Source organism: Pseudomonas sp. Marseille-Q1929 (genome assembly GCF_017316265.1).
Lineage (GTDB): Bacteria > Pseudomonadota > Gammaproteobacteria > Pseudomonadales > Pseudomonadaceae > Aquipseudomonas.
Map to the genome: position 1 here is coordinate 1 of NZ_JAFLWU010000001.1, position 21,327 is coordinate 21,327.

20 protein-coding genes are annotated in these 21,327 nt (G+C 61.1%); 7 read left to right on the plus strand and 13 right to left on the minus strand.

What is annotated here, in order from left to right; translation table 11 throughout:
- Positions 1-82 precede the first annotated feature (82 nt).
- The 5 genes from J1G37_RS00005 to J1G37_RS00025 all read left to right on the plus strand — a co-directional run bounded on the left by J1G37_RS00005 (position 83) and on the right by J1G37_RS00025 (position 7,343).
- On the plus strand, positions 83-1,333 hold the full coding sequence (locus tag J1G37_RS00005) for an OprD family porin (protein WP_207039731.1): 1,251 nt from the start codon (positions 83-85) through the stop codon (positions 1,331-1,333).
- Positions 1,334-1,787: 454 nt separating this feature from the next.
- Positions 1,788-2,987 (plus strand): M91 family zinc metallopeptidase, encoded by a 1,200-nt coding sequence (locus J1G37_RS00010; protein WP_242551362.1) that lies wholly within the window; start codon positions 1,788-1,790, stop codon positions 2,985-2,987.
- Positions 2,988-3,158: 171 nt separating this feature from the next.
- Positions 3,159-4,616 carry a M91 family zinc metallopeptidase gene (locus tag J1G37_RS00015; protein WP_242551363.1) on the plus strand — a complete coding sequence of 486 codons (1,458 nt, stop codon included), beginning with the start codon at positions 3,159-3,161 and terminating at the stop codon, positions 4,614-4,616.
- A gap of 117 nt (positions 4,617-4,733) precedes the next feature.
- Complete coding sequence (locus J1G37_RS00020) at positions 4,734-5,633, plus strand: polysaccharide deacetylase family protein (RefSeq protein WP_207039732.1); 900 nt, start codon at positions 4,734-4,736, stop codon at positions 5,631-5,633.
- 111 nt (positions 5,634-5,744) lie between these two features.
- A complete protein-coding gene (locus J1G37_RS00025) occupies positions 5,745-7,343 on the plus strand; it encodes a M91 family zinc metallopeptidase (RefSeq protein ID WP_207039733.1) in 1,599 nt (532 codons plus the stop codon).
- A gap of 75 nt (positions 7,344-7,418) precedes the next feature.
- On the opposite strand, the gene pcaC is transcribed toward J1G37_RS00025, so the two are convergent.
- The 11 genes from pcaC to pcaR all read right to left on the minus strand — a co-directional run bounded on the left by pcaC (position 7,419) and on the right by pcaR (position 18,241).
- Positions 7,419-7,811: a 4-carboxymuconolactone decarboxylase gene (gene pcaC / locus J1G37_RS00030; RefSeq protein ID WP_207039734.1), complete on the minus strand. Its 393-nt coding sequence runs from the start codon at positions 7,809-7,811 to the stop codon at positions 7,419-7,421.
- 11 nt (positions 7,812-7,822) lie between these two features.
- Positions 7,823-8,614 carry a 3-oxoadipate enol-lactonase gene (pcaD, locus tag J1G37_RS00035; RefSeq protein WP_207039735.1) on the minus strand — a complete coding sequence of 264 codons (792 nt, stop codon included), beginning with the start codon at positions 8,612-8,614 and terminating at the stop codon, positions 7,823-7,825.
- 10 nt (positions 8,615-8,624) lie between these two features.
- Positions 8,625-9,980, minus strand: coding sequence for a 3-carboxy-cis,cis-muconate cycloisomerase (locus J1G37_RS00040; protein WP_207039736.1), 1,356 nt, complete (start codon positions 9,978-9,980; stop codon positions 8,625-8,627).
- A gap of 10 nt (positions 9,981-9,990) precedes the next feature.
- Positions 9,991-11,286, minus strand: a complete 1,296-nt coding sequence (locus J1G37_RS00045) for an MFS family transporter (RefSeq protein WP_124525955.1) — start codon at positions 11,284-11,286, stop codon at positions 9,991-9,993.
- A gap of 190 nt (positions 11,287-11,476) precedes the next feature.
- Positions 11,477-12,043 (minus strand): protocatechuate 3,4-dioxygenase subunit alpha, encoded by a 567-nt coding sequence (gene pcaG, locus J1G37_RS00050; RefSeq protein ID WP_207039737.1) that lies wholly within the window; start codon positions 12,041-12,043, stop codon positions 11,477-11,479.
- Position 12,044: 1 nt separating this feature from the next.
- A complete protein-coding gene (pcaH, locus tag J1G37_RS00055) occupies positions 12,045-12,749 on the minus strand; it encodes a protocatechuate 3,4-dioxygenase subunit beta (RefSeq protein WP_124525957.1) in 705 nt (234 codons plus the stop codon).
- Between the two features lie 17 nt (positions 12,750-12,766).
- A complete protein-coding gene (pcaF, locus tag J1G37_RS00060) occupies positions 12,767-13,969 on the minus strand; it encodes a 3-oxoadipyl-CoA thiolase (RefSeq protein ID WP_277990631.1) in 1,203 nt (400 codons plus the stop codon).
- Entirely contained in the window at positions 13,966-14,745 is a 780-nt protein-coding gene (locus J1G37_RS00065; protein WP_207039739.1) for a CoA-transferase subunit beta, read from the minus strand. The genes pcaF and J1G37_RS00065 overlap by 4 nt, the downstream gene beginning before the upstream one ends.
- Complete coding sequence (locus J1G37_RS00070) at positions 14,745-15,602, minus strand: CoA transferase subunit A (protein WP_207039740.1); 858 nt, start codon at positions 15,600-15,602, stop codon at positions 14,745-14,747. The genes J1G37_RS00065 and J1G37_RS00070 overlap by 1 nt, the downstream gene beginning before the upstream one ends.
- 303 nt (positions 15,603-15,905) lie before the next feature.
- Positions 15,906-17,246 carry an MFS transporter gene (locus J1G37_RS00075; RefSeq protein WP_207039741.1) on the minus strand — a complete coding sequence of 447 codons (1,341 nt, stop codon included), beginning with the start codon at positions 17,244-17,246 and terminating at the stop codon, positions 15,906-15,908.
- A gap of 152 nt (positions 17,247-17,398) precedes the next feature.
- The gene (pcaR, locus tag J1G37_RS00080; protein ID WP_017735916.1) at positions 17,399-18,241 is read right to left on the minus strand and encodes a pca regulon transcriptional regulator PcaR; all 843 of its coding nucleotides are present in this window, start codon (positions 18,239-18,241) and stop codon (positions 17,399-17,401) included.
- Positions 18,242-18,743: 502 nt separating this feature from the next.
- Here pcaR and J1G37_RS00085 point away from each other — a divergent pair.
- Together J1G37_RS00085 and J1G37_RS00090 are read left to right on the plus strand one after the other, a co-directional pair.
- A complete protein-coding gene (locus J1G37_RS00085) occupies positions 18,744-18,944 on the plus strand; it encodes a hypothetical protein (protein WP_003172389.1) in 201 nt (66 codons plus the stop codon).
- Positions 18,945-19,267: 323 nt separating this feature from the next.
- Positions 19,268-20,743 (plus strand): inorganic phosphate transporter, encoded by a 1,476-nt coding sequence (locus tag J1G37_RS00090; RefSeq protein ID WP_207039742.1) that lies wholly within the window; start codon positions 19,268-19,270, stop codon positions 20,741-20,743.
- A gap of 160 nt (positions 20,744-20,903) precedes the next feature.
- On the opposite strand, the gene ccoM is transcribed toward J1G37_RS00090, so the two are convergent.
- Together ccoM and J1G37_RS00095 are read right to left on the minus strand one after the other, a co-directional pair.
- A complete protein-coding gene (ccoM, locus tag J1G37_RS29120; RefSeq protein WP_017735918.1) occupies positions 20,904-21,017 on the minus strand; it encodes a cytochrome c oxidase subunit CcoM in 114 nt (37 codons plus the stop codon).
- Between the two features lie 143 nt (positions 21,018-21,160).
- Positions 21,161-21,322 (minus strand): hypothetical protein, encoded by a 162-nt coding sequence (locus J1G37_RS00095; RefSeq protein ID WP_207039743.1) that lies wholly within the window; start codon positions 21,320-21,322, stop codon positions 21,161-21,163.
- Between the last annotated feature and the right edge of the window lie 5 nt (positions 21,323-21,327).

A 21,327-nucleotide genomic window follows, 5' to 3' on the forward strand; every position in this document is an offset into this window, starting at 1 on the left:
CTCCCCCGATTGAACCGCTTGCACCCCGCCCCGCACCATGGCCCGCACCTGCACAACCCCCAATAACAATAGGTTCAACGCCATGAGCACGTTCCGCCCTCGCCAGCTGTTGCTGGCTGCCGCAGTCACCAGCCTTGCCTTGCCCGTCGTCGCCGAAGAACACGGCTTCCTGGAAGACGCCAGCGCCAACCTCAACCTGCGCAATTTCTTCTTCAATCGCAATTTCACCAACCCGACCAAGGCCCAGGGCGGCGCGCAGGAGTGGACGCAGAGTTTCATCCTCGACGCCAAGTCCGGCTTCACCCAGGGCACGGTGGGTTTTGGCGTGGATGTGCTGGGCATGTACTCGCTGAAGCTCGATGGCGGACGCGGCACCGGCGGCACCCAGTTGCTGCCGCTGGACCACGATGGCCGCCCGGCGGATGAGTTCGGGCGCCTGGGCGTGGCGTTCAAGGCGAAGATCTCGAAGACCGAATTGAAGGTCGGCGAATGGATGCCGGTGCTGCCGATCCTGCGCGCAGACGACGGCCGCTCCCTGCCGCAAACCCTTCGCGGCGGGCAGATCACCTCCAAGGAAATCGACGGCCTGACCCTCTACGGCGGCCAGTTCCGCGCCAACAGCCCGCGTGACGACAGCAGCATGAACGACATGTCGATGGTCGGTAAAACCGCCTTCATCTCCGACCGCTTCAACTTCCAGGGCGGTGAATACGCGTTCAACGACAAACGCACCCAGGTCGGCCTGTGGAACGCCCAGCTCAAGGACATCTACCGCCAGCAGTTCGTCAACCTGATCCACAGCCAGCCCTTGGGCGCCTGGACCCTGGGCGCCAACCTTGGCTTCTTCTACGGCAAGGACGACGGCAGCGCCCGCGCCGGCAGCCTGGACAATAAGACCTGGTCCGGCCTGTTCTCGGCCAAATACGGCGGCAACACCTTCTACGTCGGCCTGCAAAAACTCACCGGCAACAACGCCTGGATGCGCGTCAACGGCACCAGCGGCGGCACACTGGCCAACGACAGCTATAACTCCAGCTACGACAACGCCCAGGAAAAATCCTGGCAACTGCGCCACGACTACAACTTCGCCGCCCTCGGCGTGCCGGGCTTGACCCTGATGAATCGCTACATCAGCGGCAGCAACGTGCACACAGGCTTAATCACCGACGGCAAGGAATGGGGCCGCGAAAGCGAAGTGGGCTACACCGTGCAGAGCGGCGTGGCAAAAAATCTCACGGTGCGCCTGCGCAACTCCAGCATGCGCCGCGACTACAGCAACAATGAGTTTGATGAAAACCGGTTGATCGTCAGTTACCCGATCAGTCTGCTGTAAGCCGCCCCATAACCCCAAACTAAAGCCGCGCATCAATGTGGCGCGGCTGTTTGGGTAGCAATTTGGTTCAACTGAAGGGGGAACGTCTCGCGCCCATTGCTCGACTGACGGGTATCTGCGCCACACACAACGCAGCTGCAAATAACAGAAACCCTAAAAGGTAGCCGTCAAATGCGCTCTATCACTTCACCCCACAGCCATTTTATCGCGCCAGCACTTCCCCAAGCCGGCAACGCCCCGCTTCCCCCGCCTGCTGAAGCGCCCCTGATTCGGACCAAAACCCAGGTATGGGTGGACGACGGTAATGTGCGTACCAGCCGAGTCCTGATCGAGGGGTACAGAGACCCGGCACGCCCTGACACCCTGGAGGAGATTTTTCTGCTCGAAACGGGTGGGAACGCTGACCGGATTCATATCGGCCAACACGCCAACGGGCAGGTGTATGCACACGTAAATGAGCGGTACTACGCGTTTCCAACTGGCGATGCCCATTCACCGGTCCGGCCCCTCCTGCACATCAAGGCCGGGGGGGGGTGACGATCGGATTACCATCGACCCCAATGTCAGCATTGCCGTGAGAATCGATGCCGGCGACGGAGACGATACTGTCCAGGCGGGGGGCGGCTATACCAGCGTTTATGGGGGGCGCGGCAACGACCATATTCGCCTTGGCGACGGTGTGGGCTATGCAGAAGGCAATGAAGGTGATGACACGATTGCCGGGGGCTCGGGCCACGCAGTCATGTACGGCAACAACGGCAACGATCGCCTGTACGCAGGCAGCGGGCCAGCCGGTAAATACAGCCATCTGGATGGCGGCGCGGGTGAAGACCAGTTATACGCAGGCAGTGGTCATACAGTACTCAATGGCGGCCTGGGTAACGACAGGATGGTCGGCCACGACGACACCACCTTTTATACCGGCGAGGGGCACGATACCGTGCGGGCCGAGGGCCGCAAGGCGCGTATTCATGCAAAAACGACAGACCGACTGTTCGGCGCCGAGGCGTCAATCATCACGCCGCTCACCCCGAGCCAAGCAGGCCGACAAGCCTTCAACATCCAAGGGTCTCCTGAATTCAAACAACGGGTCGACGATGATCTCGCGTTGCTGCGCGCGTCGCCCCAGGGGCAGAAAATGCTGGAGGCACTGGATCAGGCGGCGCTGCGAAATGGCAGCCCTGTCGATATTGTGCAAACCAGTGAGCCCAATAATACCTACGACTTCTGGAGCACCGAATTACAAAAACTGGAAGAAGCCCACCAGCATCCCGATGGGCGGGACGATCCGAGGCTGGGTTACATCAAGGAGGGCGTCGCCGGCTCCCGCGCAGACAAAGCGACGATCTTCTACAACCCGGCGCACATCTACGGCAACGATACCCCGTCCATGCCGCTGGTCCAGCTCTACCATGAGATGGCGCACGCCTGGAATGGCGCCAACGGGACATTCCTGCCCGGCATGAGCGATCCCTCTGATCGCAGGCCCGTACCCAACGACGAACTGCAAGCCGTCGGCCTGGCGACCAGCGCGTCACCCTTCGACTTCGATAATGACCCTTCCACCCCACCCACCTCAACCAACCAGGCGCCCTTTACCGAAAACACCTTGAACAAAGAAATGGGCAAGCCCTTGCGAACCCGCTACAGCTGACACCTGAACAACAGCCAGGGCAACAGGATGCGCAGCATCAGCCGATTGCAAACTCGCGGCACAATGGGTGTGCATGGCAAGCGGAACCAATCCCGCTCAATCGCGAATGTAGAGGTGTCCACCTGCCGTCAGTGACGGCAGGCTCTATGTGCTCACGCTGAGGGCTGCCCCTTGAACATCGCCGATTTGCTTGCCCCACCTCCTTCACTCCAGCCTCTGCAAGACCCTGTCCAGACCCAAGCCACGACGTTGCTCAAGGATGCCAACCTGCACGCCAGCCGCGTTATCACCTGGGACCTGGCGCAGCCCGGCCAACCCGCGATACTGCGCGATACCCTGCTGATTGAAACCGGCGATCGCCCGGACGTGGTGCACGTCAGCAAGCGAGCGGATGGCCAGGTGGCCATTTGTGTCAATGGCCGGTCATACACCTTCAAATCGTCAGCGCAAAAGGATGGGCCGGCGCCCCTGCTCCACATCAAGACGCAAGGGGGCAACGACTCGGTGAAAATCGACCACGATGTCAGGCTTGACGTAAAGATTGAGGCGGGTGACGGTCACGACGACGCCCAGGCCGGCGGCGGCGCGACATGGCTGTACGGCGGCTCCGGCAACGACACCCTGCACCTGGCCGACGGTACAGGCTACGCCGAAGGCAATGAGGGCGACGATCTGATCATCGGCGGCACCGGCAGCCACGTGATGTACGGCAACAATGGCAATGATCGCTTGTATGCCGGGCCGGGCACCTCCGGCAAGCAAAGCTACCTGGACGGTGGCCGGGGCGACGACCGCCTGTACGCCGGAAATGGCCACACCGTCATCAACGGCGGCCAGGGCAACGATGTGATGGTGGGCCATGACCGCACCACTTTTTATACCGGCCTGGGTCGCGATACGGTCTTCGCCCATGATGGCAGGCAGCGGATTTTCGGCAAACCCACCGACCGTTTCTACGGCACTCGCCTTTCGCCCGTCACCCTGCTGACACCCAACAGGGCCGGCGCCCAGGGCCTGAAAGCCGAAGGGTCAGACGCGTTCAGGCAACGCGTGGCAGATGACATCGAAATGTTGCGCGGCTCACCCAACGGCCAGGCGATGCTGAGGGAGATGGACGCTGCCGCCGCCAGAAACGGCGCGCCAGTGACGATCAGCGAGGAAACCGCTGTAGACGATAGCCAGTATGTCTTCGGCAGCGAGGAACTGACCGCGCGCCAGCGGCTTGGCCCGGTCGATCAAGACGACACCATCAACGGCGTGATCCGCAACGGACTTCCGGGCTCGCGCGCCACCCAGGCCAAAATCGCCTACAACCGCTCATCCCTGCATCTCACGCCTGGCGATGTTGCGCCCCCCATCACCTCGCTCTACCACGAACTGGCCCATGCCTATAACGGAGCTAATGGCACCTTCTTGCCGGGTATTACCCAGGAAGGTGGGCAAGGCGATTACCCCACCTACGTGGCCAACGACGAACGTCAGGCCATCGGCCTTCCCGCAGACGCCCAACCGTTCGATTTCGATAACGACCCCGCCACCCCGGCAACCACGACCAACCCCGAGCCCTTCAACGAAAATGCGTTGCACGCAGAAATGGGTCGGCCATTGCGCACCCGATACGTCGGCTGACCCTTAGCAACGCTCGTTTGTCAGCCTGTAACCTTACACAGCCGATCTTGCTGTATGGTGCGCGCCTGCCGCTGCTGATCCACCCCGTAGCGGCCTTTATCCGAGCCCGTGCACACCATGAAATCCTTCGCCATCGCATCCGCCCTGCTTGCCCTGGCCTTGAGCCTCAGCGGCTGCATCGGCGCACCCATCGCCCTCACGCCGCACACCGAGCAACGCCTGCAAGCCCAGGCGCCGATCCGTTTCCTGCTGACCTTCGATGACGGCCCCAGTGCTTCCGGCTACAACAACCCGAGCCGCTCGGTGATCGCCGACCTGGCACACAACCCCGTGTTGCCGGGGATCAAGGCGGTATTCTTCCTACAGACCGAATCGTCACGCGCCGGTGGCAGCTCACGTGGGCGCAAGACCATGGAACGCGAGTACGCCAGCGGGCACATCCTGGCCTTCCACACGGCCACGGGGTTTCACACCAACCATCGCTGGCTGAGCGACGCCGAACTGGAAAGCACCCTCACCCAAGGCGCCTCGGACATTGCCACGATCACCGGCAGCCCGCCCGTGCTGGTGCGCCCGCCGTTCTGGAACTACGACCGCCGCACCTTCGCCGCCTATCAGCGTCATGGCATGCACGTGCTGCTGACGGACCTGAGCGCCAATGACGGCAAGATCTGGGGTTTCAACGGCAGCCCGCGCCGCCGAGCCAACCTGTACCGGCAACTGTCGGTGGTGCGCGAGCGCATTGCGTTGGGGGAATTGCCGACGGTGGACGGCGTGATACCGGTGGTGGTGACCTTCCACGACATCAACCGCTACACCGCGCGCCATATGCAGGAGTACCTGCAGATCCTGTTGGACAGCGCCCGGATCAACGGCATGAAGACGGCGGCCGAGCCGTTCTATACCGACACGGCCCAGCTTCAACGGGCGGCGCTGGCGCGCACGGTCAAGGCGGTGAGTGACGAGGTGCATCTGCCGGGCGTGTGGAATTGGGTGTGGGATGCCGACTCACACTAGGTAAAAATTACCCAATCTATTGCGCTTGTATCTGGGAACGCGCTCATGCACTTCTCCACTCAGTTGCCTATACGCATGTGAATGCGTAAACCCACGCAACGGAGACAAGTCATGAAGCTTGATACGCACCTACCGTTATCTACGGACCCGCGCCCTCATCCCTCCTCGGCGCACGCCCAGAAACAACAGGACCCCCCCTTAGAAATAGATGGAAGCCGCTTCACTAGCATGTCGCTACTCGGCCTGACGAGATACAACAAGTTACGGGTTGAGAGGGGCGAAGCCCCAGCCCCGTTGAACCTGGCTGGAAAATCCAGACTCACTACCGATCAGCTACCTGGACAAGTCAGGCAAGTCGAATATCACCCGCTGTTCAAGGATGACACGATCGAAGTGACTCGAACCTGCACCGTCAGTTATGACAACGACAGCGCCTATGGATCGGAACAGCTTATCGACCAACTGGTTATTACAACCAGCAATGCCGCAGACACCGTCCATGTAAAAAACGCTGCAAACGGCAATCTTATAGTCAACGGAAAACACTACGACTTGAAACTCGAAGCGGATCAAGTCTTGGTAATCAAAACCTTGGGCGCCGATGACAAAGTCACCATCGACCCCGCGGTTGACTGGGACGTGACAATCGACGGCGGCGACGGTGATGACGAAATCAACGCGCTGGGGAGCGGCGCCATCAGGGCCTTTGGAGGTAAAGGAAAGGACTTCATCAGTCTTGGCAGCGGCCTTGGCTATGCAGAAGGCAATGATGATGACGATGTGATCCACGCAGGCACGGGCAAAAGCGTGATCTACGGCAACAATGGTCGAGACCGCCTCTATGGTCACATGGGAGCAGGGGCTGGCAAAGCTTACCTGGACGGGGGCAACGATGATGACTATATACGCGCCGGATCGAGTCAGACCGTCATCAACAGTGGCCGAGGCAATAATGTTCTGCTAGGAAATGGCCACACGACCTTCTATTCCGGCAGTGGCCAAAACAGGATCAGGGCAACAGGTGAGGAAAACCGGATTTTTACTAAAGATACCGATGCGGTGTTACGAACCCCCAGCACAGAACGCCATCGGATCACGCCCAGTTCAGCCGGTTCTGCCGCATTTTCGATCGAAGGTTCGACGGAGTTCAAACAACGCTTCGAAGACGACCTTGAAATGCTACGCAGCTCCCCCGCCGGTCAAAAGATGTTGAGCGAACTGGATGCATTGGCGCAGCGCAGCGGCGCCCCTATCAAAGTAATTGAGGGGGAATCCGAAGAGAACAGTTATTACCTGCCAAATAGCGAATACATAAACCAACTCAGGGCACAGGGAAACACGCAAGACCTCAAGGACGATCCAAACATTGGAATGATCGTCGCGGGCAAGCGTGGTGAGCCGATCCCCATGGGCACCCTGATTTACAACCCCCGTTACTTTAATGAAAACACCCTGCCAATCACCTACCTCTTCCACGAACTGGCGCACGCCTACAACTTTAAAACCGGCACGGTTTTTTCTGGGAACGTGGGCATGGAGCGCAACGTTGAGCTGCAAGCCATTGGCTTACCGACGAGCGCTGCCCCCTTTGACTTCGACGATGACCCGACAACACCGCCTACCAATACCAACCCGGATCCTTTTAATGAAAATGCACTTCGCCGGGAAATGGGCGTGCCATTACGGGAATCTTACTTAGGGGACTATTGATAAGACACGATCGCCTTTTAGATAAACGCTGCGCCGGAATATCCAAAGGCATTCCGGCACGGCTTGGCCAATGTGCTAACCCCTCGATTCAACCCCCAACTCATCCCACACCGACTCCGCCAAATGAAAAGTGGCATTTGCCGCCGGGATCCCACAGTAGATCGCGCTCTGCATCAGCACTTCCTTGATTTCGGCGCGGGTCACGCCATTGCTGGCGGCGGCGCGCAGGTGCAGCTTGAGTTCTTCATTGCGGTTCATGCCGATCAGCATTGCGATGGTGATCAGGCTGCGGGTGTGCCGAGGCAGGCCGGGACGGGTCCAGATATCACCCCAGGCGTGGCGGGTGATCATGTCCTGGAACTCGCTGTTGAACTCGGTCAGGGCGTTGAGGCTGCGGTCGACGTGGGCATCGCCCAGCACTTCGCGGCGCACTTGCAGGCCGTCGGCGTAACGTTGTTTCTCGTCCACAAAAAAACTCCTCAGTGGGCCAGCAAAAATTCGATAACCCGATCACTGAACGCAGTACCGGCCTGGACATTGGACAGGTGCGCCGCATAGAACTCGGCGTATTCGGCGCCCTGCACATGGTTCTGGATAAAGTGGCTGCCCTCCGGTGGCGTAACCGCGTCGTCGGTACCGGCAATCACCAGGGTCGGGGCCTTGATCGACGCCAGTTGCTCGCGAAAATCCGCATCGCGCACGGCGGCGCAGTTGGCGGCATAACCCTCGGGGGATGTGGCGGCCAGCATGTCGGTAATCTGCTTGGCCTGGTGCGGGTTGGCCGCCGCAAAGTCGGCGGTGAACCAGCGCGCAATCGACGCATCACGCAGGGCGGTCATTGCCGCCGCGCCGTCGCGCAGGACCATCTCGATACGCGGGTTCCAGATCTCTGGCGTGCCGATCTTGGCAGCGGTGTTGCACACCACCAGGCGATTCAGACGTTCGCCCGCGTTGATGCCCAGCCACTGGCCGATCAAGCCGCCCATGGACAAGCCACAGAAATGCGCGCGTTGGATATCCAGCGCATCGAGCAGTGCGATTACGTCACGCCCCAACTGCTCGATGCAGTACGGCCCCTCGGTGACCAGGGATTTGCCATGGCCACGGGTATCAAAACGCAGCACGCGAAAGTGCTCGGTGAATGCCGGGATCTGGATGTCCCACATGTGCAGGTCGGTGCCCAGGGAGTTGGACAGCACCAAGACCGGCGCGTCCACGGGGCCGTCCAGTTGGTAATGCAGTTCGCCGTCGGCGAGTTTTACAAAGGCCACGGTGGTCTCCTCAAGAGAAGTGTTCGGTTACGGCGCGGCTGACCCAAGTGCGGGCCAGCCCCAGGTAATGGGCGGGGTCGAGCAGGCGGTCGAGTTCGGCCGCCGACAGTTCGGCGGTGACCTGGGGTTCGTCCGCCAGCACCGCACGCAAGTGCCGCCCTTCGGCGACGGCGCGTTTGCAGCAGTGTTCCAGCAGATGGTGTGCGGTCTCACGGCCCAGGCGTTGGGCGAGCACGATGCTCACGGCTTCGGCCAACACCAAGCCTTGGGTCAGGTCGAGGTTGTGGGCCATGCGCTGCGCGTCCACTTCCAAGCCTTCGCTCACCAGCAACGCCTGTTGCAGCGCGCCGGACACCAGCCGGCAGATCTCCGGCAGGGTTTCCCATTCGGCATGCCACAGGCCCAGGCTGCGTTCGTGCTCTTGAGGCATGGCGCTGAACATCGTCGCCACCAGGCCGGGCACGCGGGTGGCGGCGCTGATCAGCACGGCGGCGCCCACCGGGTTGCGTTTGTGCGGCATGGTGGACGAGCCGCCTTTGCCCGGCGCAGTAGGTTCAAATACCTCAGCCGCTTCGGTCTGCATCAACAAGCTGATGTCGCGCCCCAGTTTGCCCAGGCTACCGGCGATCAGGCCGAGCACGCTGGCGAACTCCACCAGGCGATCGCGCTGGGTGTGCCAGGGTTGTTCCGGCAGGCTCAGTTGCAACTCGTCGGCCAAGGCTTGCGCCACCGGCAGTGCGTGTTCGCCAAGGGCGGCCAGCGTGCCGGAGGCGCCGCCAAACTGCAGCACCAGCAAACGCGGTTTCAGCTCGGCCAGGCGTTGACGGCTGCGGGTCACCGCCCCCAGCCAACCGGCGATTTTCATCCCCAGCGTGACTGGCGTCGCATGCTGCAACCAGGTACGTCCGGCCAGCGGTACGTCGGCATACCGCTGGGCCTGGGCGGCGAGGATATCGCCCAGGCGCGCCAGGTCCGTTTCGATCAGCGCCAGCGCCTGACGCAGTTGCAGCACCAGGCCGGTGTCCATCACATCCTGGCTGGTGGCACCCAGATGCACATAACGTTCAGCGCCAGCGTCTTCACTGGCGATCAACTTGCCCAGCGCCTTCACCAGCGGAATCGCCGAATTGCCCGCCGTGGCAATCGCCACGCCGAGGGCATCGACGTCGTACAGCGAGGCCAGGCAAGCCTGGGCAATCGGCGCGACGGCTGTTTGCGGGATCAACCCGACCTTCGCCTCGGCCCGAGCCAGCGCCGCTTCAAAATCCAGCATGCCCTGCAAGCGTCCCTGATCGCAGAACACCTCGGCCATGCTGCCCGCCGTGAAGTAAGCGTCGAACAGTTGATTGCTCGTGCGCAGTGTCATAACCCGTCCCTTACAAGTCGTGATGCAAATACGCCGCCTGTTTCGGCAAGCGCAAGCTGAACAGGAAAGCGATCGCCATCATCGCCGTGACGTACCAATAAAAGCTGTTTTCCATGCCGATGGACTTGAGGCTCAGCGCGACGAATTCCGCCGAACCGCCAAAGATCGCATTGGCCACCGCATACGCCAGGCCAACCCCCAAGGCGCGCACCTGGGGCGGGAACATTTCCGCTTTCACCAGACCGCTGATGGAGGTGTAGAAGCTGACAATCGCCAAGGCCAGGGTGATCAACACAAAGGCCAGGAACGGGCTGCTGACGGTTTTCAAGGTGAGCAGGATCGGCACGGTGAACAAGGTGCCAAGGCCGGCAAACCAGAGCATCGAGTTACGCCGGCCGATCTTGTCCGCGAGCATGCCGAACACCGGTTGCATGCACATATACAGGAACAGCGCGCCGGTCATGATGTAGCTCGACGTCTTGGCGTGCATGCCGACGGTGTTCACCAGGTACTTCTGCATGTAAGTGGTGAAGGTGTAGAAAATCAGCGAACCGCCAGCGGTGTAGCCCAGCACCGTGATAAACGCCGCCTTGTGGTCGCGAAACAGTGCGGCAATGCTGCCGGCGTCCTTGTCTTCGCGCATTTCCTTGCTGGTGGTTTCTTTCAAGGTGCGGCGCAGCAACAGGGAGATCACCGCCGCTATGGCACCGATCACAAACGGAATCCGCCAGCCCCAGGCACGCAGTTCTTCCTCAGTGAGGATCTGTTGCAGGATCACCACCACCAGCACCGCTAGCAGTTGGCCGCCGATCAGGGTCACGTATTGGAAGGAGGCAAAGAAGCCACGCTGGCCCTTGAGGGCCACTTCACTCATGTAGGTCGCGGTGGTGCCGTATTCGCCGCCCACCGACAGGCCCTGGAAGAGGCGCGCGATCAGCAGCAGGATCGGCGCCCAGACACCGATGTCGTTATAGGTCGGCAAAAAGGCGATGACCAGGGAGCCGGCGCACATCATCAGCACCGAGATCATCATCGAGTTTTTACGGCCGTGCTTGTCGGCCACTCGCCCGAACAGCCAGCCGCCGATGGGCCGCATCAGGAAACCGGCGGCGAATACACCGGCCGTATTCACCAGCTGTACGGTGGGGTTGTCCGACGGAAAGAAGGCGGGGGCGAAGTAGATGGCGCAAAAGGCGTAGACGTAGAAGTCGAACCATTCGACGAGGTTGCCGGAGGAAGCCCCGACAATCGCAAAAATCCGTTTGCGGCGTTCTTCTCCGGTGTAGTGACTGGTGGTTGTTGTCATGATTTTTTCACTCAGTGGGAACGGTTATAGCCTAGACATACTTTGCAACAAGCTCGTTCCGCAACAAGACCTTTGGAGGTGTGTTGCTTGGGAGGGCCCTATCGCGGGCAAGCCCGCTCCCACATTTTGAGTTGTGAACACAGTCAAAGGTGGGAGCTGGCTTGCCTGCGATGAGGCCCTCAAGGCCCACTCAATAATCGAAGAACACCGTCTCCTTATCGGTCCCCTGCAACACCACATTCCACTGATGCACCCCCGCTGCATCCTGCTGGGCAATCAAAGTCTCACGCCGCGCAGCCGGCACACACGCCAACAACGGGTCATCCCCATTCATCGGCTCGCCGTCAAAATAAATCCGCGTGAGCAAGTGCTTCACCAGGCCACGGGCAAACACCAGCACCACCAGGTGCGGCGCCTGGGTCGTGCCCTTCAACCCCGGCACCGCACCCGGCTTGATGGTGGTAAAGCGAAAGCGCCCTTCCCCATCTACCGGCACCCGGCCAAAGCCTTCGAAGTTCGGGTCGAGCGCTTTGTCCTGCTCATCTTCCGGGTGGTCATATTTGCCGGCGGCGTTGGCCTGCCAGACTTCCAGCATGGCGTCATTGACGACATCACCGTTGCCGTCCAGCACTTGCCCGCTGATCGCCACGCGCTCACCCAGGGTGGCAGCGGTGGTCAGGTCTTCGCGGTTCAGCCAGGTCAGGCCGATGTGGTAATACGGCCCGACGGTGTGGGACGTGGTCGCGTTGAGTGTCATCTCATTTCTCCATCGGCGTGGCGTCGCGGCCGCGCAGGACGATGTCCCAGCGGTAGCCGAGGGCATAGGAAGGAATGGTTTTTTCCAGGTCGAAACGGGCGATCAAGCGTTCCTTGGCGCTGGTGTCCGGCACGCAGTTGTAGATCGGGTCGTATTCCAGCAACGGGTCGCCGGGGAAGTACATCTGCGTGACCAGACGCGTCAGCACGCTAGGGCCGAACAGCGAAAAGTGGATATGCGCCGGGCGCCATGCGTTGTGGTGGTTGCCCCACGGGTAGGCGCCGGGCTTGATGGTCTGGAACTGATACCAGCCGTCGGCGTCGGTGACGGTGCGGCCGGTGCCGGTGAAGTTCGGGTCCAGCGGCGCGTCGTGCAGGTCACGCTTGTGGTTGTAGCGACCGGCGGCGTTGGCCTGCCAGATCTCCACCAGGATGCCCGGCACGGGCAGGCCGTTTTCATCGAGTACACGCCCGTGAATGATGATGCGCTCGCCCTGGGGCTCGCCGTCATGCTGGGCGGTCAGGTCGTTGTCCTTCGCGTTGATGCGCTCGGCGCCGATGGTCGGGCCGGTGATCTCCGACAAGGAATGGGGCAGAAACACCAACGGCTGCGACGGCGAACGCACGTTCGTCGATTGGTAGGCCGGGTGCAGGTAATCAGGTTGGGTGCCCGCTTGCGGGCGCCGGTAACCGGGCTTGTCACTCATGGAGCAATCCTCTCTTATTAGATGCGTTCAATCGCCAGGGCCAACCCTTGGCCGACGCCCACACACATGGTCGCCAGGCCTTTGCGGCCGCCGGTTTTTTCCAATTGGTGCAGGGCCGTCAATACCAGCCGTGCGCCGCTCATGCCCAGCGGGTGGCCGAGGGCGATGGCGCCGCCGTTCGGGTTGACCTGCGGCGCGTCGTCGGCGATGCCCAGTTCACGCAGCACCGCCAAGCCTTGGCTGGCGAAGGCTTCGTTGAGTTCGATGACGTCAAAGTCGGTGACCGCCAGACCGAGGCGTTCCACCAGCTTGCGTACTGCTGGCACCGGGCCGATGCCCATCACTCGCGGCGCAACGCCGGCGCTGGCCATGCCCAATACGCGCGCGCGGGCGGTCAGGCCGTGTTTTTTCACCGCTTCGGCGGACGCGAGGATCAAGGCCGCAGCGCCGTCGTTCACGCCGGACGCATTGCCGGCCGTCACGGTCTTGTCCGCGCCGTTCACCGGTTTGAGCTTGGCCAGGGCATCCAGGGTGGTGTCCCGTGGATGCTCATCGTGTTCCACCAGGGTCTCGCCTTTTTTATGGACGACCCGCACCGGCACGATTTCCTCGGCGAAGAACCCAGCGGCTTGCGCGGCAGCGGTACGTTGCTGGCTGCGCAGGGCGAAGGCGTCCTGGTCGGCGCGGGATACGTTGTAGTCATCGGCAACGTTATCGGCGGTCTGCGGCATCGCGTCCACGCCGTATTGGGCCTTCATCAACGGGTTGATGAAGCGCCAGCCGATGGTGGTGTCTTCCAGCTTCATGTCGCGCGAAAACGCCGTGCCGGCCTTGCCCATCACGAATGGTGCGCGGGACATCGACTCCACGCCGCCGGCAATCGCCAGTTCCATTTCGCCGCTGGCGATGGCGCGAAAGGCCGTGCCGATGGCGTCCATGCCCGAGGCGCACAGGCGGTTGAGGGTCACGCCCGGAATGCTTTCCGGCAGGCCCGCCAGCAACAGCGCCATGCGCGCGACGTTGCGGTTGTCTTCGCCCGCCTGGTTGGCGCAGCCGAGGAACACCTCATCCACTGCGGTCCAATCCACCGTGGGGTTGCGCTCGATCAGCGCCTTGATCGGCAGGGCCGCCAGGTCATCGGCACGCACGGTGGCCAAGCCACCGCCGAAACGGCCGATGGGCGTGCGGATCGCGTCACAGATAAATACGTCGCGCATCAGGCTTCTCCAGGCGCTTGGCCGTGGGCCGCCGCAGTGCGCGCTTCAAGGTCACGCAGGGCAGTCAGTTCCAGGTCTGTCGGTTCGGCGGTGGTGCTGACCTGTTCGGCAAAACGAATCGCCCAGCCGGTGGCGGCGACCACTTGCTCGCGGGTCACCCCAGGGTGCAACGCGGTGACGACAAATTCATGGGTGCCGGCTTCCGGCTCCATGATGCACAGGTCGGTAATGATCCCTACAGGCCCGGCGCCCGGCAGGCCCAGACGCTTGCGTGAGTCGCCGCCCTCGCCGTGGCCAACCGAGGTGATGAAATCCAGCTTATCGACAAACGAACGCGCCGACTGCTTGAGGATGATCAGCACGCTCTTCGCGGAGCCAGCAATCTCCGGCGCACCACCGGCACCCGGCAGGCGCACTTTGGGTTGGTGGTAATCACCGACCACGGTGGTGTTGATGTTGCCGAAGCGATCGACCTGCGCCGCGCCGAGAAAACCGACGTCGATGCGCCCGCCTTGCAGCCAGTAGCGAAAGATCTCACCGGTAGGGACGACGGTGTCGGCGGTTTCCGCCAGTTCGCCATCACCGATGGACAGCGGCAACACGCTCGGCTTGGCGCCGATCGGGCCGGACTCGTAGATCAGCACCACGTCCGGCGACGAGGTCAGGCGCGCCAGGTTGGCGGCCTTGGAGGGCAGGCCGATGCCGACAAAGCACACGGAGCCATTCTTGAGGCGACGCGCGGCGGCGACGGTCATCATTTCGTTGGTGGAGTAAGCCATTACTTGGCCTCCTGTGCAGTGGCCAGCTTGGCCTGGAATTCACTGAAGTCGGCGGTGCCGTGGATGTATTCATCGATCCAGGCGGTAAAGGTCTCACGGTCGCGGGCGATGGGATCCCACGCCTGATAGAAGCGGTTGTCGCGCTCGTTGTAGCCGTGGGCGTAGGACGGATGCGCACCACCGGGTACGTGGCACACCGCAGTCAGGGCCCAGGTCGGCAATACGCAGCTGTTCATCGGTGCGTTCAAGTCATCGACGATTTCTTCGACGGTAACGATGCAACGCTTGGCCGCCAGGGCCGCTTCCTTCTGCACACCCAGAATGCCCCAGAGCAGCACGTTGCCCTTGCGGTCGGCCTTTTGCGCGTGGATCACCGTCACATCCGGACGCACCGACGGCACGGCCGCCAGTACTTCACCGGTGAACGGGCACGTCACGGTCTTGATCAGTGGGTTGACCTTGGGCAGGTCGGAACCGGCGTAGGCACGCAGCACCGCAAACGGCAGGCCGGAAGCGCCGGCGACGTAGGCGTTGGCCAGGTCGGCGTGGCTGTGTTCTTCGATCTCCAGCGGTTGCGGCCATTGCTTCTCGACCGCGTCGCGCAGGCGATGCAGGGAACCCACGCCCGGGTTGCCGCCCCAGGAGAAAATCAGCTTGCGGGCGCAGCCGGCACCGATCAATTGGTCGTAGACCAAGTCAGGGGTCATACGCACCAGCGTCAGGTCTTTCTTGCCCTGACGAATGATTTCATGACCCGCCGCCGTGGGGATCAGGTGGGTGAAGCCTTCGAGCGCAACGGTATCGCCGTCGTTCACGAAACGCTTTACCGCGTCGGTCAGGGTGAGCATTTCAGCCATGGGGTTGGGCTCCCGGTGTGGATCGAAAAAGGCGCAGAGGTGGCGCCGAAGTGCCTTGAAGATTAAGTCGGGGATATGGCTCAAACAATCCGATAATCGACTAAGTGTTCGATAATCGAACCGATTGTTGCCTGACTAACTTTCCTCAATGCACAGACTAGAGCGGGCAAGCCCCCCCCACTGTGGGAGCGGGCTTGCCCGCGATAGCGGTGTGCCAGTTGATGAATCAGGTGCTGATCCACCGCTATCGCAGGCAAGCCAGCTCCCACACAAACCCGGCCGCCATAAGATCGGCGCTAAGCCTCAGGTCGCATCCGCATGGCTGACCATGCCCTTGATCACCACCGCCGCCGTGGCCAACGCCGCCGGAATCACCAGCGCCGTCAGCACCTGCTCGAAATTCCAGCCCAACCCCAGCAACGTCGCGCCCATCCACGCCCCGAGGATGGCGCCGAACCGCCCAATCCCCAGCATCCACGACACCCCCGTGGCACGCCCCTGGGTCGGGTAAAACCGCGCCGCCAGCGATGGCATCGCCGATTGCGCACCGTTGACACACATCCCGGCGATCAACACCAAGGTCGCCAGTAGCGTGATATTGCCCAGGCTCTGCCCGACCGCGTAGGCAAACACCCCAGCCAGCAGATAGAAAGTGCCGATGACCTTGTGCGGATTGAAGCGGTCCATCGCCCAACCCACGCCGACGGCACTCAGCACCCCGCCAAACTGGAACAACGCGCCAATAAACGCGGCTTGCTCCATGCTCGCGCCACTGTCGCGCATCAGGGTCGGCAGCCAACTGGTCAGCAGGTAGACGATCACCAGGCCCATAAAGTAGGTCAGCCACAGCAGCAAGGTGCCGGCGCTGTAGGTACCGGAAAAGATCACCGCGAACACGTTGCGGGCCTTCACGGTTTTTTGCTCGGGCACGCTGAAGTCGCTGGCTTGGGCGACAATGTTCGGCTCGATGGGCGCCAGGGTCTTGCGCACCTTGTCGGTGCCGCGATTGCGCACCACCAGGTAACGCGCCGACTCCGGCAGCCACACCAGCAGCACCACCGCGAGGATCAACGGCAGAATGCCGCCGATCAGCAGCAGGCTGTGCCAGCCGAACGCCGGGATCAGCTTGGCCGAGATAAACCCGCCGCCGGCCATGCCCAGGTTGAAACCGCAGAACATGCTGGTCACCAGCAGTGATTTGTGGCGCTCGGGGGTGTATTCGGAGAGCAGCGTGGTGGCGTTCGGCATGCCCGCCCCCAGGCCAAGCCCGGTGAGAAAGCGCAGTACCAGCAACTGGTCGACGTTGGCGGCGTAGGCCGAGGCCAGGCTGAACGCACCAAACACCAGCACCGCGCCCACCAACACCATTTTGCGCCCGAACCGGTCGGCCAACGGGCCGGAGCCGAGGGCGCCGAACACCATGCCGATCAGGGCGGCGCTCATCACCGGGCCGAGGCTGGCACGGTCGATGCCCCAATCCTGGGACAGCGCAGGCGCAATAAAGCCCATGGCCGCGGTGTCGAGGCCATCAAGGAAGACAATCAGGAAACACAGGATCACCACGCGCCACTGATAGCGCGAGAGTGGCTGGGCATTGATGAAGGACTGGACGTCCAGGGTCGTACCAACAGACGGTTGATTCATTATTGTTATTTCCACACCGATGGGCGGGTTGACGACCTGGGGCCGTCATTATTATTGAGTGAGGCGGCGCCCTAGAGCGCTGCCGCACAGTAATAAGCCGGGGGAAACATCGTCAATTGATCAAACCGGGATCTGTGCGATCAGCGAACAGCTTAGGTAAACAACTGCGCGCTCAGCTCGCGGCTGGCGCTGAGCATGCTCGGCAGGAAACGCTGCTCCAGCTCGCTGCGGCTGACGCGGCCGGCGTGGGTGCTGACATTGAGCGCCGCCAGCACCTGGCCGGAGGCGTCATACACCGGCACCGCGATGGAGCGCAGGCCCTGCTCCAGTTCCTGATCGACAATGCACCAGCCCTGCTGACGCACTTGTTGCAGGCATTCGAGCAAGGCGGCCGGTGTGGTCAGGGTGCGGCTGGTCTTGGTTTGCAGGTCGGCGTGGTCGAGGTAGTCCTGTAGCGATGCGTCATCCAGCGCCGCGAGCAGGATGCGCCCCATGGACGTGCAGTACGCCGGCAGGCGCCCGCCCACCGACAGGTCCACCGAGATCAGGCGCTGGGTCGTGGCGGAGCGGGCGATGTAGAGGATGTCATCGCCTTCGAGGGTGGCCATGTTGCAGGCTTCGTGGAGTTGCTCGCTCATGCGGTCCAGGTAAGGCTGCGCCGACACCGCCAACGGCGTGGACGACAGGTACGCATGGCCCAGGGTCAACACCTTGGGCAGCAGCGAATAGGTGCGCCCATCGGTGGTGGCGTAGCCGAGCTTGATCAGGGTGTAGAGGCAACGGCGCACGGCGGCGCGGGGGATTTCCGTGCGATGGCTGATCTGGGCGATGGTCAGGTGGCGCTTGCGCTCCTGGAACGCCTGCACCACGGCCAGGCCGCGGGCCAGGGAAGTCATGAAATCGGGATCGCCGGTAAACGCCTGGATGCGCTTGGCCGGTGACGCCACGATCGGTGGCGCCACTGACGCGAAGGAGTTGCGCAATTGATCGTTCATTTCATGAGTCCTTTTTCTTGTTTTCAACCGTCAACGGGCTTGGCCGCTATTACAAGCCGCACGGGGCGCAATGCACAACGCCAGGCCAGTGACACTGGGCGATTATCGGACACTCCTCCGATTATCGCAATTTGCGGCATCCAGCTATTGCTCAAGCACTGAAAACTTTCTGGCGCCAGATTTTCCGCAATCGACTGACGCGCCTAAGTAACAAAACGCTCACACGAAGTTGGCAAATTTTAACTTTATGGTGATAGTGTTCTTAAAATGCGCCGCTATACTGCAAGCTGTGCAGAGGTCAACCCGGTTTCACTATCGGGGCCAGAACTCGCCAGGCGACACATTCAGTGTGCATCGTCGGTCACAAGTAAGCGCTTAAAGTATCGACCTCAGGCAATTACTCGAACTTGAACGTTAAACCGTTCAACTTTGAACAGTCTGAAGGCGACTTTCCGGTATGCCACTGCACAACAATCAAACTCAACTCAGATTAGGTAATACAGTGACGAAAGATGAACTGCGCGCGGAACTTGAGCGCCAGGAACAACGTTACAAGGACGTTTACGGCGGGGAAGTCACCACCTACGCCGCGCAACCTGAACCCGAGCGTAAACCTTGGCGTAAACGCGCCAGCTTGCTCGATCAGGCGTTTGCCCAGGAAATCCAAAAGATTGAACAGGAACTCAAGGCCGAAGAGCCATAAGCCCTTCGACCTGAGCTGCGGCACTTGCCACCTCCGCTGGCGCATTGCCAGCCGAGGGCTGCGATAGATTTGGCGCGCGTCCTATCGTCGCAAACGAAATTTCATACAAATGTTTCAGATATGACGATTTCGTGGCATTTCCCCCCAGAAACGCGCCCTCGCTTTATAAATCAAAGACTTGCCAAAGCCCCGAAAACCCTGGGATGGACGCCTTTCGCCCCTGGCATTTCAATGAAGATTGCTACCGATGAGCAGCTAGTGCATCGATTACCGAGGTTTTCTGGCATAATCGCGCCCCCTTACGACCGGGTCAGAAAACCTTCATGATCGATTTATTCAGCGGACTGGATGCTTGGGTTCTAGTGAGCCTGCTGCTCGCCCTGGCCTTTGTCCTCGCCTTCGAGTTCATCAATGGCTTTCATGACACCGCTAACGCGGTGGCCACAGTCATCTATACCAAAGCCATGCCGCCGCACCTGGCCGTGTTCTTCTCCGGGGTGTTCAACTTCCTCGGCGTGTTGCTCGGTGGTGTCGGTGTCGCCTACGCCATCGTGCACTTGCTGCCCGTGGAGTTGCTGATCAATGTGAACACCGGCCACGGCCTGGCCATGGTCTTCTCTCTATTGGCAGCGGCGATCACCTGGAACCTGGGCACCTGGTACTTCGGTATCCCGGCCTCCAGCTCCCACACCCTGATCGGCTCGATCCTCGGTGTCGGCCTGGCCAACGCCCTGATCAACGATATCCCCCTGGCTGACGGTGTGAACTGGCAGAAAGCGATCGATATCGGTGCGTCCCTGGTGTTCTCGCCAATGGCCGGCTTCCTGGTCGCAGCCCTGGTGCTGATCGGCCTGAAATGGTGGCGCCCACTGTCGAAGATGCACAAGACGCCGGACCAGCGCCGCAAGCTTGACGACAAGAAGCACCCGCCCTTCTGGAACCGCCTGGTCCTGGTGATCTCCGCCATGGCCGTGAGCTTCGTGCACGGTTCCAACGATGGCCAGAAAGGCATCGGCCTGATCATGCTGGTGCTCATCGGTATCGTGCCGGCGCAGTTCGTCCTCGACCTGGGCAGCACCACCTACCAGATCGAGCGTACCCGCGACGCGACTGTGCATTTGAGCCAGTTCTACCAGCGCAACAATGCCACCCTCGGCGAGTTCCTGGCCCTGGGTAAAAGCGTGAAGAACGACCTGCCGGGCAAGTTCCAGTGCAACCCGCAGCAGACCGAGCCAACCATCAGCGCGCTGATGGAGACGTTGAAAGGTGTGTCTGACTACCACTCGCTGACCGCCGACCACCGCATTGAAGTGCGTCGCTACCTGCTCTGCCTCGACGACACCGCGAAGAAAGTCGGCAAGCTGCCGGGCCTGGATGCGCGTGAGAAGTCCGATCTGGACAAACTGCGCAAAGACCTGACCGCCACCACCGAGTACGCACCGTTCTGGGTGATCCTCGCCGTTGCACTGGCCTTGGGCCTGGGCACCATGGTGGGCTGGAAGCGTGTAGTACTGACCATTGGCGAGAAGATCGGCAAGCAAGGCATGACCTATGCCCAGGGCATGTCGGCGCAGATCACCACGGCCACCATGATTGGCTTCGCCAACATCTTTGCACTGCCGGTGTCCACCACCCACGTACTGTCGTCGGGTGTGGCCGGCACCATGGTCGCGAACAAAAGCGGCCTGCAAGGCGGTACGGTCAAGACCATCCTGATGGCGTGGGTACTGACCTTGCCAGCCACCGTTGGCCTGTCGGCCGGGTTGTTCTGGCTGGCGTCCAAGGCGCTGGGTAGCTGATAAGCCGCCTGCAATAAAAAAGGTGCGATCCGCGAGGGTCGCACCTTTTTTTATGATCGTTCCCACGCAGAGCGTGGGAACGATCACGAACTAACGGGCAAAAAAAAGGGCGACCGAAGTCGCCCAAAATGCCTTGCGTGCTCATGTAATCCAGAAAGATCTATTTTTTCCGCTTATTGGCGTCTTTCCAGATAAAAAAACCAAACCCTACAAAAAACAGCACCATGAGGCTGACAGTCAGCACCCCGGCAAACACCACATTATCGAAAAACATGACCGGCCTCCTGCACTTGCCCTGTTGCGATAGGGCTAAGTTAATCGAGAAGGCGGATTGGAAAATTGACGGGGATCAATGCCGCCCACAACGGGGCGTAAAGAAGGGGAATAACTGACCTGCATCAACAGATGCAGGCTGTTTCAACGCTTTTTCGGTTTGTTCTTGGGTTTCTTCTTGGCCTTGCCCAACGGCATGGCGTGCTCGAAGGCCTGGCGTACTTCATTCAGGCGCTTGTCGTTGAGGTCGTGCACGCGCTTGGCACGTTCGGCGTTCAGGTCGATCAGCTTGTCGTCATCACTCATGGCTT

Coding starts and splice junctions, on each gene's coding strand:
- J1G37_RS00025 (WP_207039733.1), top strand. CDS start 5,745: ATGAAGCTTGATACGCACCTACCGTTATCTACGGACCCGCGCCCTCAT.
- J1G37_RS00070 (WP_207039740.1), bottom strand. CDS start 15,602: ATGGCTGAAATGCTCACCCTGACCGACGCGGTAAAGCGTTTCGTGAAC.
- J1G37_RS00095 (WP_207039743.1), bottom strand. CDS start 21,322: ATGAGTGATGACGACAAGCTGATCGACCTGAACGCCGAACGTGCCAAG.
- J1G37_RS00010 (WP_242551362.1), top strand. CDS start 1,788: ATGAGCGGTACTACGCGTTTCCAACTGGCGATGCCCATTCACCGGTCC.
- J1G37_RS00020 (WP_207039732.1), top strand. CDS start 4,734: ATGAAATCCTTCGCCATCGCATCCGCCCTGCTTGCCCTGGCCTTGAGC.
- pcaH (WP_124525957.1), bottom strand. CDS start 12,749: ATGAGTGACAAGCCCGGTTACCGGCGCCCGCAAGCGGGCACCCAACCT.
- ccoM (WP_017735918.1), bottom strand. CDS start 21,017: ATGTTTTTCGATAATGTGGTGTTTGCCGGGGTGCTGACTGTCAGCCTC.
- J1G37_RS00005 (WP_207039731.1), top strand. CDS start 83: ATGAGCACGTTCCGCCCTCGCCAGCTGTTGCTGGCTGCCGCAGTCACC.
- J1G37_RS00075 (WP_207039741.1), bottom strand. CDS start 17,246: ATGAATCAACCGTCTGTTGGTACGACCCTGGACGTCCAGTCCTTCATC.
- pcaR (WP_017735916.1), bottom strand. CDS start 18,241: ATGAACGATCAATTGCGCAACTCCTTCGCGTCAGTGGCGCCACCGATC.
- pcaG (WP_207039737.1), bottom strand. CDS start 12,043: ATGACACTCAACGCGACCACGTCCCACACCGTCGGGCCGTATTACCAC.
- J1G37_RS00045 (WP_124525955.1), bottom strand. CDS start 11,286: ATGACAACAACCACCAGTCACTACACCGGAGAAGAACGCCGCAAACGG.
- J1G37_RS00065 (WP_207039739.1), bottom strand. CDS start 14,745: ATGGCTTACTCCACCAACGAAATGATGACCGTCGCCGCCGCGCGTCGC.
- J1G37_RS00090 (WP_207039742.1), top strand. CDS start 19,268: ATGATCGATTTATTCAGCGGACTGGATGCTTGGGTTCTAGTGAGCCTG.
- J1G37_RS00040 (WP_207039736.1), bottom strand. CDS start 9,980: ATGACACTGCGCACGAGCAATCAACTGTTCGACGCTTACTTCACGGCG.